Consider the following 12,313-nt stretch of genomic DNA (forward strand, 5'->3'; position numbering starts at 1 on the left):
ATTATTCATTTCTACACTTATCGGAAACCTTATCCGTCCTATCTATTTAACAATCGGTCAATATCTTTCCTTCCTGTGCCGAAAAGCAATTAACACCCGCACAGACATAACAAGGCTTGCCGGTATTTTTCACCACCCGAATGGCTTTATCATCCCAGAGCGCTGTCATCTGACTGTCTTTTACGTTGGTTACGACAAGGCGAGGTAAACCGTTATCCTGTAGCCAATATTGTACCGCCCTGACTCCACTGGGTGTTTCGGCGCGGGCGGTAAAAATATGTACCTCTTTTCCTGCACTTAACCACGTTTTGATACGCTGCACCATCGGAGCCAAGGGACGCCCCAATTGATGACCTTGACTCGTTAAGGATTCAGCTATATGGCGAGAAAAATTTTTATCAACCACGGTTATCGTCAAAAACAATATACCCGTGGGGCGAGAAAACGAGCTCTCCCCGCACATTGTTCCATACGTCCCCGTCACTCGGTCACCTCGCAAATAACGATTAATCGCATCATGGCTCATCCCTTCAGTATGACCCGCAAAATTCGTCAGGGTAGCAAGTACTGGCAGTAATTCAGTCTAGTTGCTTTCATACCCCCATTTTACAGAAGTTATCTCCATTATATGAAAGTACTGCTGTAAGTTCTGCCCTTGTTTTTCCAGCTCAGATACGAGATCATTGTTACAATTAGGTTTAGCGTAAAGGGTAATCATTTTTATGCGGCTCATCTTCTGTAGTGCCTCATCCTTAATTCAACGATTCAAGCTAGTATTTTTATACTTACTGATTGCTATTAATATTCTTCTCGGGAAATATACCACGGTAACTTTTGGCCGTTTTTCAACCGTCACTGACCTTAAAAAAGGTCAGGCTTTCATCATTCTGTTTAATGATGAAATACAATCTCCACGCTAAAAGAATATCAAACTAATTAGCTTTTTTTACAGGCTCCGATTTCGTGAACGCAGCGCCAACCGCCTGTGCTTTTAAGCGTGCCACCTCATCCAGCCAAGGCCGCTTTTTTTAAGTACATTGCACCGAGTGTCGAGCATTTTTCTCATAATTTACCTGCGTTGTAGCTATTCATTTTTTGACTCATGTCATGATATCCAAACCCAGCAGGTACAAAAATAAGGTTTAGCCTGTTAATTTTTTATCCATTTCACGACTCAAAATTTTTCTCGGAAGCGTTCAGCGATTTTTTCTAACTTGCTCATGAGATCGCTGTCTCTATCTGTACCCGATATTTCATTCGGCTTTTTATGATCCCAATGCTTGGGATAAAAAAACGCCCTTCCGTACCTCAAGCGTGCGCTCCCCGCCACGCCCCCGCGCTTTGGCTAATGTGTGATTACTGTTGCACCCTTTTATCGGGGTGAAAACCGTTGATAGCCGCGGTTTTAACGGCAATGGTTGCCGCAAAAACGCTTGCAGATCCATGCAATCTAGTCATGCACCCTTTACATTGAAGCGTTTTCCACTAATTCATACGGCTTAAAGCGGATCACCTCTTCACCCAGCCAGGCATTGATTTCACTCAGCCGCTCTTGCAGTGGGGCTAATTCATTGATGGCAAACACCCGTGCTGCTTTTTCGATATCACCAAAGCCGCCGGTATTGTGCGGTAAAATGCCCATCAGTTGAGGCGGTACCCGCTGTGCCGCGAGTTGATCATCACGGGTCACATTTTTAATGTTAATAAATTCATCTTTGGCCGCCACTTCTGCCAAGGGAATCAACTGTAACCCGTCTTTTTTCCCACCCGGCGCATACATAAACAAATTACGAAAATTCCCGGGTCCTTTGGCGTCTTTCATCGCTTGCCGCAAGCGATCAATGTCTTCTTGTTGATGCGCCGCATCGTTCATGTACAAAATAAAGCCGGCATGACTGCCATTAAGATAATATTTGCGCCGAAACAGCGTCGCCGCCTCATTCAGCCAGCTGGAATTGAGTGCCGCCAAATAATCGGGCACACCGTAGATTTCCTGATTAATATCAGGGTCGAGCAGATGAAACACGCTATCTGCGGCAAAACAATGCGGATCTGCCCAGGATTGCACATACCAATGGGTACCGGGCTCCACGCCACAACGGGTATATTTAGCGGGACTGGGCACCAATTTGAGCACCCCGCCCAAGCGGTTGGTGCGCACCTCTAAAAAGGCATTAGCAAACACCAGAAAATCCAGCGCATAGCGGCTAAAATCCTGTTTGGATAAATAGCGATGCGGTTGAAACAGGCTGACTAACAGATTGCGTTTCATGTAAATCGGTGAGCTGTGATGCACCGCGGCGCGAAAAGATTTCGCCAGCCCCTGAAATGACACCGGCGGCTCATACCACTGGTCAACTACGGCACATTCCAGATAATCCAGCATATCGCGTTGATCGAGCATCGGGATCGGATCGCCAAAGGTAAAGGCTTCTACCCGCGGCGGCGTCGTTTGCTTCATGGGCTGGGTGGCGATAGGGTGTCTCTTTTTTCTATTGAAGGGGTGACATGAAACAGGACGCATTAAAATATCTCCATAAAACTGCGGTTATTGGCGGTGATCCCCGCCAGTGGCTCATTAAACAGCGCGTGCATAATCGCCCAGGCGACATCGCCATGACTGGTGCCCTCAGCACGTAGCGCGCCGCGGTGGTCAGCTGCATTTTCTCCAACGCACCATACTGATCCCACTTATCACGACGCTTCCAACTGTGTAATGTGGCAGACTTGATCCCCAACCGTTGGGCGATCCCCGCCACGCTGTGTCCCTGCCAATACCAATACATCGCTTGCCTGCGCGGATTGTCAGCGCTAATGATAAAAGACCGTAAATTGCTAATTTAATTTGTCCACTCAAGCCAGAATGCAGTTTCCTTTGTGGTGACAAAGCCATGAGGGAAATAAGCATGCTAAGAAGAGAGGACCACTACATGATAAAACAACGCCATCAACAGGGGGCATTTATTGTTGATATTGCCCATCAGATAGGGTGTTCAGAAAAAACGGTGAGACGGCACATTAGCTATCCTGCGCCGCCAACAGCAAAACGCGGTAAAAAACAGGTTGCTAAACTCGAGCCCTTTAAAGACTACATCGATTCAAGGTTGAGTGAACAGGTTTGGAATGCGGCGGTTATTTTTGAGGAAATCCGTGAAAAAGGCTACCGGGGTGGGAGTGCGATGCTCCGACGTTATATACATCCCAAACGTCCGCTCAGGGCCTCGAAAAACACGGTACGCTTTGAAACCCTCCCCGGTTATCAACTTCAACACGATTGGGGAGAAATCATCGTTGAGGTGGCAGGCTCTGCCTGTACGGTTAATTTTGCCGTTAATACGCTCGGTTTTTCGCGTCGCTTTCATGTCTTTGCTGCCCCTAAGCAAGATGCTGAGCACACGTATGAATCGCTGGTTCGCAGCTTCAATTACTTCGGTGGCAGCGTAAAAAATGTCTTGGTAGATAACCAAAAAGCCGCTGTTATCAAACATGGACAAAATGGCCACATCGAGTTCAATGCGGGCTTCCTGCAACTGGCTAATCACTATGGGTTTAGCCCTCGCGCCTGTAAGCCTTATCGACCGCAAACGAAAGGCAAAACCGAACGGATGGTGGGCTATGTTAAACACAATTTTTTCACTCGCTACCGTCAGTTTGAGAGTTTCGCTCATGTTAATCAACTGCTAGCGATGTGGCTGGCGAAAGTGGCAGACCAGCGTCATCTTCGTCAATTCAAGCAGACACCGGAAAATCGTTTTGCTGAGGAAAAAATAGCCTTGATGCCACTCCCTGCGACTGATTTCGATACCAGCTACTTCGACCTACGACAAGTGGCATGGGACAGCTATATCGATGTCAGAGGTAATCGCTATAGCGTGCCTTCATTCTGGTGTGGTCGTGCGGTTAATATTCGTATCGGTTTAGATAATACGCTACGTATTTACGGCGATGAGCAACTGCTCGCGACGCATCTCTTGCAGGAGGTAACGCAGGGCTGGCAAAAGGTGCCAGAACATCATCAAGCCCTTTGGCAACAGGTCAATCGAGTAGCGTCTCGTTCGCTCAGTGTGTATGAGGAGCTACTCTGATGGAAATGGAAAACTTGTTGATACGGTTAAAAATGGATTACCTGGGCGATGCGTTGGAGAGTTTATGTGAAGAAGCCACCAAGAAAGCACTGAACTACCGTGAATTTCTCCAGCAGGCATTAGCCCAGGAATGGAACGGGCGTCACCAAAAAGGCTTGGAATCGCGGTTAAAACAAGCACGTTTGCCGTGGATAAAAACCTTGGAGCAATTTGACTTTACTTTCCAACCAAGTATAGACAGGAAAATTATCCGCGAGCTGGCGGGGCTGAGGTTTGTCGAACATCATGAAAACGTCATTTTGTTAGGCCCACCTGGGGTAGGGAAAACGCATTTGGCGATAGCGCTGGCTGTCAAGGCAGCTACAGCTGGGCATCGGGTATTGTTTATGCCTCTGGATAGACTCTGCTGTACCTTAATGAAGGCAAAGCAAGAAAACCGTCTGGAACGCCAACTTCAGCAACTGTGCTATGCCAGGGTATTAATACTGGATGAAATCGGGTATTTACCGATGAATCGCGAAGAAGCTAGCCTATTTTTCAGGTTATTGAGCCGTCGTTATGAAAAGGCGAGCATCATTCTCACATCAAATAAAAGTTTTACTGATTGGGGGGACGTATTCGGTGATCACATTTTAGCAACTGCGATTTTAGACAGGCTTTTACATCATTCAACCACATTGAATATTAAAGGAGAAAGCTATCGACTCAAAAATAAACGCAAAGCAGGCATGTTGCCTATAAAAACGACTGATATTATCCAGGCGCCTGGAATAGAAACCCAACAGGAAAATTAGCAAAAACTGGACATTTTAAAGTAGCAAAAAGTGGTCAATCTAAAGTAGCGTTGACAGCATGAATGATCGTAGCATCAACAATACTACCCCGTTTGATAAACAGCCCACACGAAGCTAAATGCGCATTGACCTCTTCAAACAATGATTCGCTTAAATGATGTTTTTCCAGCCAGTGTCGAAAATGCAGAATGGTGGGATCGGAGGGAATCGCATCGACGGAGACACCGGTAAATTGACGTAGTAAGGGGATGTCATATAACGCTTCTTCCATCGATAAATCAGCGTAATTAAACCCATTTTGTAAAAAATAAATCCGCAGCATCACCTCTAAAGGTTTTGCCGGTCTTCCCCCTTTGGCTGTTGGCTTAGGATAATTGATACTGAGTTTAGACAGAATTTTTTCCCAGGGAACTATCCTATTCATCTGCGCTAAAAAGTCGCCTCGTCTCGTCGATTTCGTTTTCATTTCACTATTAACCTAAAAAAATTATTAATGACAGAATAGACTACTTTTAGCGGTTTTTCAGGGCTTCCATAGCGCAGAGGAAGCCACGTTAAGTTTTGCGCGCCCTGTCACACCCGTAGCACGGGTGCATCATTATGGCCTGCGGGATAAAGTCGCGCGTAACGGCGTCACCGTACGTTATGAACGCCGTCCGCTACTGGGGTTGACTGATAAGGATATTGAAAGGATTACTGATCTGGCGTTGGTGCATTTGGTGGGTTAAAGTAGCCTTACAGGTAACATCAAAGATCGATAGCACGGATATCCAATTTAGAGCCACATGCAGAAGCATAACGTTCCAATGTGTGAATGCTTGCTTTTATCACATTCTGTTCAATCCGAGTGACTACGGGGGGAGTGACTCCCATTCGTAGAGCAATTTCAGTTCTGGTTATACCTGCTTTTTCTCTAATATTTTGTAGCATAAGAGCAAGTTCTGCCTCACGATGAGCTTCTTCATAGGCAAGTAAGGAGAGTGGATCACTTAATAACTTAGCTCTAACTTTTGCGTGGGGAATACCTTTCATTTTGTAAACTCCTTGAGTCTGTTAAAAGCGATTGCCATTTCTTTCGGCGGGATCTTAGGGGTTTTCTTCACAAAGGATCTTAATATATATATTCGACGACCTTTAGCAAAAGCGTAAATAATTCGAGCAATATCACCTCCCCCTACACGCAGTTCGAATAAACCATCACGCAATGAGTCACTTAAAGGGTACCTTAAACGATTGCCTTCTTTCTCTAATCTATCAAGTAGGTAAGCTGTTTTACCTTTTAGTGGAGCAGGTAAGTTCTCAAGTTCTTGGACTACTTCAGAATGATAAATAAGTTCGAACATGAGTCTTCTCCCTAATGACAATGTCTATTTTAGTCTATTTATTAAATTAGCACAAATGCTAATTTAATTTAAAAATAACATTTTATATTTTCTAAGCATAACGTTACTCTCCTCCTGTCCCACTCCCCACACAACGCCGCTCACATGCTCCCGCGCCCGATAGGCGGCACACTGAGGGCATGAAAACCTTCAATCATGCAGACTATCAACGCCGCCTGGCAAATGTGATCCGCATTGGCACGGTATCGGCAGTCGATACGACACAAGGCCGGTGCCGGGTAAAAACAGGCGAGTTAGAAACCGATTGGCTACACTGGCTGACCTCACGTGCGGGTCACATCAAAATGTGGTCAGCGCCCTCAATTGGTGAGCAAGTGCTGATCCTCAGTATCAGTGGTGAATTGACCACAGCGTTTGTATTACCGGCGATTTTTTCCGATGCCAATCCGGCACCGTCGGCCTCAGAAGCAGCGATCCTGCTCTGCTTCTCCGACGGGGCGCAATGTCATTATGAGCCTAAAACGGGTCACTTAGCGGTCACTGGCATCAAAACAGCAACGATAACCGCCGCCACCTCGATCACGCTGGACAGCCCGGTAGTCACCTGCACCCAACAGCTTATCACCGATTCTTTACAGGTTAACCGGGGTGGCACCCTCCGCGGCGACCTCACCCACGGGGGCGGCAATTTGATCTCTAACGGTATCACTTTGCACCGCCATCAGCACCCTGGGGTGAAAGGGGGCGGCGATCAGACGGGAGCCCCCACATGACTTACCTCGGCATGCACCGCCACAGTGGCAACGCGATCAGCGACAGTGTCAACGCTACTTTAGATTGACCACTTTTTGCTACTTTAAAATGTCCAGTTTTTGCTAATTTTCCTGTTGGGTTTCTATTCCAGGCGCCTGGATAATATCAGTCGTTTTTATAGGCAACATGCCTGCTTTGCGTTTATTTTTGAGTCGATAGCTTTCTCCTTTAATATTCAATGTGGTTGAATGATGTAAAAGCCTGTCTAAAATCGCAGTTGCTAAAATGTGATCACCGAATACGTCCCCCCAATCAGTAAAACTTTTATTTGATGTGAGAATGATGCTCGCCTTTTCATAACGACGGCTCAATAACCTGAAAAATAGGCTAGCTTCTTCGCGATTCATCGGTAAATACCCGATTTCATCCAGTATTAATACCCTGGCATAGCACAGTTGCTGAAGTTGGCGTTCCAGACGGTTTTCTTGCTTTGCCTTCATTAAGGTACAGCAGAGTCTATCCAGAGGCATAAACAATACCCGATGCCCAGCTGTAGCTGCCTTGACAGCCAGCGCTATCGCCAAATGCGTTTTCCCTACCCCAGGTGGGCCTAACAAAATGACGTTTTCATGATGTTCGACAAACCTCAGCCCCGCCAGCTCGCGGATAATTTTCCTGTCTATACTTGGTTGGAAAGTAAAGTCAAATTGCTCCAAGGTTTTTATCCACGGCAAACGTGCTTGTTTTAACCGCGATTCCAAGCCTTTTTGGTGACGCCCGTTCCATTCCTGGGCTAATGCCTGCTGGAGAAATTCACGGTAGTTCAGTGCTTTCTTGGTGGCTTCTTCACATAAACTCTCCAACGCATCGCCCAGGTAATCCATTTTTAACCGTATCAACAAGTTTTCCATTTCCATCAGAGTAGCTCCTCATACACACTGAGCGAACGAGACGCTACTCGATTGACCTGTTGCCAAAGGGCTTGATGATGTTCTGGCACCTTTTGCCAGCCCTGCGTTACCTCCTGCAAGAGATGCGTCGCGAGCAGTTGCTCATCGCCGTAAATACGTAGCGTATTATCTAAACCGATACGAATATTAACCGCACGACCACACCAGAATGAAGGCACGCTATAGCGATTACCTCTGACATCGATATAGCTGTCCCATGCCACTTGTCGTAGGTCGAAGTAGCTGGTATCGAAATCAGTCGCAGGGAGTGGCATCAAGGCTATTTTTTCCTCAGCAAAACGATTTTCCGGTGTCTGCTTGAATTGACGAAGATGACGCTGGTCTGCCACTTTCGCCAGCCACATCGCTAGCAGTTGATTAACATGAGCGAAACTCTCAAACTGACGGTAGCGAGTGAAAAAATTGTGTTTAACATAGCCCACCATCCGTTCGGTTTTGCCTTTCGTTTGCGGTCGATAAGGCTTACAGGCGCGAGGGCTAAACCCATAGTGATTAGCCAGTTGCAGGAAGCCCGCATTGAACTCGATGTGGCCATTTTGTCCATGTTTGATAACAGCGGCTTTTTGGTTATCTACCAAGACATTTTTTACGCTGCCACCGAAGTAATTGAAGCTGCGAACCAGCGATTCATACGTGTGCTCAGCATCTTGCTTAGGGGCAGCAAAGACATGAAAGCGACGCGAAAAACCGAGCGTATTAACGGCAAAATTAACCGTACAGGCAGAGCCTGCCACCTCAACGATGATTTCTCCCCAATCGTGTTGAAGTTGATAACCGGGGAGGGTTTCAAAGCGTACCGTGTTTTTCGAGGCCCTGAGCGGACGTTTGGGATGTATATAACGTCGGAGCATCGCACTCCCACCCCGGTAGCCTTTTTCACGGATTTCCTCAAAAATAACCGCCGCATTCCAAACCTGTTCACTCAACCTTGAATCGATGTAGTCTTTAAAGGGCTCGAGTTTAGCAACCTGTTTTTTACCGCGTTTTGCTGTTGGCGGCGCAGGATAGCTAATGTGCCGTCTCACCGTTTTTTCTGAACACCCTATCTGATGGGCAATATCAACAATAAATGCCCCCTGTTGATGGCGTTGTTTTATCATGTAGTGGTCCTCTCTTCTTAGCATGCTTATTTCCCTCATGGCTTTGTCACCACAAAGGAAACTGCATTCTGGCTTGAGTGGACAAATTAAATTAGCAATTTACGGTCTTTTATCATTAGCGCTGACAACGCTGGGAAAACCGCATCACGTTAAACGCCATTACCCTTACCTCGGCTATCAACGGCAACATGCAAATCGACCTCAGCGGTCATCAACGCGATAGCGGCGTGCCTTTTACGCTCTCATTGCCGATAGGAGAACAATAATGCCCAGCCTGGATTTAAGCTTACTGCCGGCACCGCAGGTCGTGGAGTCCCTCGATTTTGAAACGCTCTTCAAGCAGCGTAAAGCAACGTTTATTGCCCTATCGCGGTGTTTGTCAATGTAGTTGTCGCTTGAAACTGTTTTATGCAGCACTTACTTCCGGATTCAGCATCACTTCATGAATAAAATTCCAGTTACGACAGCCTTTGCTCCAACGTTCGGGTTTTTTAGCTCGAGCTAATTCATAGATGGCTTTCCGTTTAGCTAATATTTCTTTATCTGCCTCCCTATGACGTTCATCTGGAGTAACGTACTTGATACCACTGTGTTTATGTTCAAGGTTGTACCCGTTCACAAACTGAGCTACCCAGGCTCTGGCATCATTGAGTAAAGTAAACCCCTCGGCTGGCCACTGGGGACAATATTTCACCGTTCGAAACAAGGATTCGGAATAAGGGTTATCATTGCTGACTCGTGGGCGAGAATATGAACTGATTACCCCCAGATCGTACATTTTCGCCAACAGGGTATAACTACGCATGGGGCCACCATTATCTGAATGAAGAATGATTTTTTTGCCCGCGCATTTTTCTTTCCAGATGCATCGTTGCAGTAGCTCTGCAGCCTGTTCGCCGGATTCTTGTTCAAAAACGTCTGCCCCCACAATTTTCCGACTGAAAATGTCCATCATCATGTAGAGGTAAAGATGCCGACCTTTTATAGGTGTTGGCAAATAACTACTATCCCAGAACCATACCTGATTCGGTGCTGTCGTTTTTTGTGCGCCTGGACGTTTATAACTTCTCTCTCGATGTCTAGGTGTTAACAGTTTGTTCGCTTTGAGCACGCGATAAAACGTAGACTCAGAGGCGATATAAATTCCCCTATCAGCCAGCGTCGGAACGATGACATTCGGAGGGAAACTTGAAAACTCTGGTGAGTTACAGATTTCCATGATCCGCTGTCGTTCAGCATCAGACAATTTGTTGCTGGGGGCATTGCGAACGGCCGTTGACCGTTTGTCGGCCAGGGGAGCGTTGTGACAATTGTTGCGCCAGCGTTGCAGTGTTCTGACTGAAATCCCAATGACCTGGCAGGCTTGCGCCTTACGAGCCCCCTGTTTCATCGCATTCCTAAGCATATCAACTATATTAAGCCGCTCCGGGAGAGGTATTAGACGTCCTCGCTGTTGTCCCAGAGGGCATTGAACTTTTCCCTTAATACCAGTAGCGCTGCGGTTTCCGCCAGCGCCTTTTCTTTTCTGGTGAGTTCTTTTTCAAGTTCACGGATCTTTTGTCTGTATTCTTTGACGACTTTATCAACTTTATGATTATTCAAGGCTTTCGGCTCATGAGCCCGGAGCGAAGCCGTTCGCCATTCCTTTACCTGTTCAACAAACAATCCTTTGTGCCGACAGTATTCGGCCAGCTCAATTTCAGACATCACTGCGCTTTCAATGACCACCGCAAAACGCTGTTCGGGCGACCAACCTTCGTTATTCTTTAAAAACTGCTCATCTTCACATAACAGGCCATCACTCATTAACTCGTTTCTCCATCTTGAAACAACCGAAGGGCTCACGTCTAGCTTCTTCGCTATTTGCCGGTGAGACCAATTATACGGAGGTTGAAGCCAGAGCAACCCTTGTTGCTTGATATTGATAGGCACGGGGTTTGCCGGCATGGTGTTCTCCTTAATATTAACAGGCGACAACTATGCTGACACAGGGGGTTATTCAGTGATCTTCTTGATGATAATATGCAACCCTGTGGTAGGCGCCGCCATCGGTGGCAATTTCTATCGCATATTCAATGCGAGTGCCATTCACATCACCGTTATCCTTCTGACGTTGCAGCGCTGGCCAGCTGAAGCGAAGGCGAACCGCGGATAATTGCGTATTGTTAATCGCCTGCACCCAAGGGGTGTCCGATTTCAACTCACGGTTAACGGTGATTTCATTTTCAACGTTCGGCATGCCTTGAATATAGTCTTGCGATGGGGTACCGGGGCGATAATCCCAGCTGACGCCAGTAAAATTAGCCGTGCCGTCGGCATTGTTAAGCGGCGTGCCATCTAAATAAATCCGTGTACCGTCTAATTCGCCAGCAAATTCTCCTTCCCCCAGTGCCAATAATATTTTGGCTTTGGCGGTAGAGTGCAGGCTATCCGGTGATTCTGTCGGCGTAGGCGGCCGATGGCTGCCGCCTTTGTTTCCTGTGATGGCCATAATTTACCCATAAAAAAAGATCGCCTTGGCGACCTTGGTTGATTGCTCTATTGTCTATTTCTACATCTGGTCTTCGGCATACACCCCCGCTGAAATCACCGCACCACCGATGCGCCGTTGGCCGTAGCCAATAGGAACTGGATTGCCTTGTGCGGTAGAATTCACCGGGCTGCCGAAGGCATAGCTGGGCTTGTTATCCGGGTCTTCGCGGCGTGATAACCCGCTGGGTTGGGGGGAGAGCATCTGCACCACGCCACCGACCATCATCGATATCCCGACAGGCGCTAAGAACTGTGCCCCGGGGATAAAGGACGCTGCCACTAACACCGCACCGATAATGGTTTGAAACACCCCTCCCCATTTACTGCCGATAATTACCGGAGCAATGCGAATGTCTTGGTTGCCGTAAGCACTGGCAAGTTCATCTTTGCCAATGTTATTCGCGCCGTTAAATACCGCAAAGGTCAGTCCCTTTGCTTGGCTTTGCAACATAAATTGCTCAAATCCAGGGAGGATAACTGATAGCGCTTTGATCGCTTCTTTTGGCGTCTCTACTGCTAAGTGATGTACACGGCCAAACAGCTGCCCGAGTTTGCCATACAGGCGAACGGTGCGGAGGGAGTGGTTGAATGCTGCCATGGTATGGGTTCCCAATAAAAAAAGGCTGCAAAGGCAGCCGGAGGGTTTTTATTGATTAGTATTTGTTCAGACTCCGATATTGCTGAAAAAATGAAGTCAAAGACCCATCAAGCATGTTTACTGAATGACGTCAGATA

Annotated in this window: 14 protein-coding genes and 4 pseudogenes; 7 read left to right on the forward strand and 11 right to left on the reverse strand. The window is 47.0% G+C overall.

What is annotated here, in order from left to right:
• Nucleotides 1-46 precede the first annotated feature (46 nt).
• The gene (locus AACL30_RS01300) at nt 47-418 is read right to left on the reverse strand and encodes a hypothetical protein (protein ID WP_339057548.1); all 372 of its coding nucleotides are present in this window, start codon (nt 416-418) and stop codon (nt 47-49) included.
• A 1,047-nt stretch (nt 419-1,465) separates the two neighbouring features.
• On the reverse strand, nt 1,466-2,524 hold the full coding sequence (locus AACL30_RS01305) for a phage portal protein (protein ID WP_339057549.1): 1,059 nt from the start codon (nt 2,522-2,524) through the stop codon (nt 1,466-1,468).
• Here AACL30_RS01305 and AACL30_RS01310 point away from each other — a divergent pair.
• Nucleotides 2,509-2,640 carry a hypothetical protein gene (locus tag AACL30_RS01310; RefSeq protein ID WP_339058517.1) on the forward strand — a complete coding sequence of 44 codons (132 nt, stop codon included), beginning with the start codon at nt 2,509-2,511 and terminating at the stop codon, nt 2,638-2,640. The two genes, AACL30_RS01305 and AACL30_RS01310, sit on opposite strands and share 16 nt — an antisense overlap.
• Here the strand turns inward: AACL30_RS01310 and AACL30_RS01315 are convergent.
• Nucleotides 2,637-2,786: pseudogene (locus tag AACL30_RS01315) on the reverse strand (terminase gpP N-terminus-related DNA-binding protein); the annotation flags it as partial. The gene AACL30_RS01310 and the pseudogene AACL30_RS01315 sit on opposite strands and share 4 nt — an antisense overlap.
• 120 nt (nt 2,787-2,906) lie before the next feature.
• Between AACL30_RS01315 and istA (AACL30_RS01320) the strand changes: the two are divergent.
• Nucleotides 2,907-4,085 carry an IS21 family transposase gene (gene istA, locus AACL30_RS01320; RefSeq protein WP_339056344.1) on the forward strand — a complete coding sequence of 393 codons (1,179 nt, stop codon included), beginning with the start codon at nt 2,907-2,909 and terminating at the stop codon, nt 4,083-4,085.
• A complete protein-coding gene (gene istB / locus AACL30_RS01325; RefSeq protein ID WP_339058365.1) occupies nt 4,082-4,879 on the forward strand; it encodes an IS21-like element helper ATPase IstB in 798 nt (265 codons plus the stop codon). The genes istA (AACL30_RS01320) and istB (AACL30_RS01325) overlap by 4 nt, the downstream gene beginning before the upstream one ends.
• A 34-nt stretch (nt 4,880-4,913) precedes the next feature.
• Here istB (AACL30_RS01325) and AACL30_RS01330 read toward each other — a convergent pair whose 3' ends face one another.
• The gene (locus AACL30_RS01330; protein ID WP_339057550.1) at nt 4,914-5,345 is read right to left on the reverse strand and encodes a transposase; all 432 of its coding nucleotides are present in this window, start codon (nt 5,343-5,345) and stop codon (nt 4,914-4,916) included.
• Between the two features lie 121 nt (nt 5,346-5,466).
• Between AACL30_RS01330 and AACL30_RS01335 the strand changes: the two are divergent.
• Nucleotides 5,467-5,607: pseudogene (locus AACL30_RS01335) on the forward strand (phage virion morphogenesis protein); the annotation flags it as partial.
• A 19-nt stretch (nt 5,608-5,626) separates the two neighbouring features.
• Here AACL30_RS01335 and AACL30_RS01340 read toward each other — a convergent pair.
• Together AACL30_RS01340 and AACL30_RS01345 are read right to left on the reverse strand one after the other, a co-directional pair.
• Entirely contained in the window at nt 5,627-5,911 is a 285-nt protein-coding gene (locus AACL30_RS01340) for a helix-turn-helix domain-containing protein (RefSeq protein ID WP_176487715.1), read from the reverse strand.
• On the reverse strand, nt 5,908-6,222 hold the full coding sequence (locus AACL30_RS01345) for a type II toxin-antitoxin system RelE/ParE family toxin (RefSeq protein WP_339057551.1): 315 nt from the start codon (nt 6,220-6,222) through the stop codon (nt 5,908-5,910). Before AACL30_RS01345 ends, AACL30_RS01340 begins: the two co-directional genes overlap by 4 nt.
• A gap of 179 nt (nt 6,223-6,401) precedes the next feature.
• Here AACL30_RS01345 and AACL30_RS01350 point away from each other — a divergent pair, with 179 nt between their 5' ends.
• Nucleotides 6,402-6,995 carry a phage baseplate assembly protein V gene (locus AACL30_RS01350; RefSeq protein WP_339057552.1) on the forward strand — a complete coding sequence of 198 codons (594 nt, stop codon included), beginning with the start codon at nt 6,402-6,404 and terminating at the stop codon, nt 6,993-6,995.
• Between the two features lie 102 nt (nt 6,996-7,097).
• Here the strand turns inward: AACL30_RS01350 and istB (AACL30_RS01355) are convergent, their stop codons facing one another.
• Nucleotides 7,098-7,895: an IS21-like element helper ATPase IstB gene (istB, locus tag AACL30_RS01355; RefSeq protein ID WP_339058365.1), complete on the reverse strand. Its 798-nt coding sequence runs from the start codon at nt 7,893-7,895 to the stop codon at nt 7,098-7,100.
• Nucleotides 7,892-9,070, reverse strand: coding sequence for an IS21 family transposase (gene istA / locus AACL30_RS01360; protein ID WP_339056344.1), 1,179 nt, complete (start codon nt 9,068-9,070; stop codon nt 7,892-7,894). Before istA (AACL30_RS01360) ends, istB (AACL30_RS01355) begins: the two co-directional genes overlap by 4 nt.
• On the opposite strand from istA (AACL30_RS01360), the gene AACL30_RS01365 reads away from it, so the two are divergent.
• Nucleotides 9,069-9,269 (forward strand): hypothetical protein, encoded by a 201-nt coding sequence (locus AACL30_RS01365; protein ID WP_339057553.1) that lies wholly within the window; start codon nt 9,069-9,071, stop codon nt 9,267-9,269. The two genes, istA (AACL30_RS01360) and AACL30_RS01365, sit on opposite strands and share 2 nt — an antisense overlap.
• A gap of 42 nt (nt 9,270-9,311) precedes the next feature.
• A pseudogene (locus AACL30_RS16275) lies at nt 9,312-9,413 on the forward strand (baseplate assembly protein); the annotation flags it as partial.
• A 39-nt stretch (nt 9,414-9,452) separates the two neighbouring features.
• Here AACL30_RS16275 and AACL30_RS01370 read toward each other — a convergent pair.
• The 3 genes and pseudogenes from AACL30_RS01370 to AACL30_RS01380 form a co-directional block, all read right to left on the reverse strand.
• Nucleotides 9,453-10,993, reverse strand: a protein-coding gene (locus AACL30_RS01370) for an IS3 family transposase (protein WP_339057554.1) whose coding sequence is annotated in 2 segments (ribosomal slippage) — nt 9,453-10,519 and nt 10,519-10,993 — 1,542 coding nt in all. Because the reading frame shifts where the segments join, the coding sequence is not laid out codon by codon here.
• A gap of 88 nt (nt 10,994-11,081) precedes the next feature.
• A pseudogene (gene gpJ, locus AACL30_RS01375) lies at nt 11,082-11,537 on the reverse strand (TipJ family phage tail tip protein); the annotation flags it as partial.
• A 60-nt stretch (nt 11,538-11,597) separates the two neighbouring features.
• Nucleotides 11,598-12,176 carry a tail assembly protein gene (locus AACL30_RS01380; protein ID WP_339057555.1) on the reverse strand — a complete coding sequence of 193 codons (579 nt, stop codon included), beginning with the start codon at nt 12,174-12,176 and terminating at the stop codon, nt 11,598-11,600.
• Between the last annotated feature and the right edge of the window lie 137 nt (nt 12,177-12,313).

The organism is Candidatus Regiella endosymbiont of Tuberolachnus salignus, assembly GCF_964020115.1.
GTDB lineage: Bacteria > Pseudomonadota > Gammaproteobacteria > Enterobacterales > Enterobacteriaceae > Regiella > Regiella insecticola.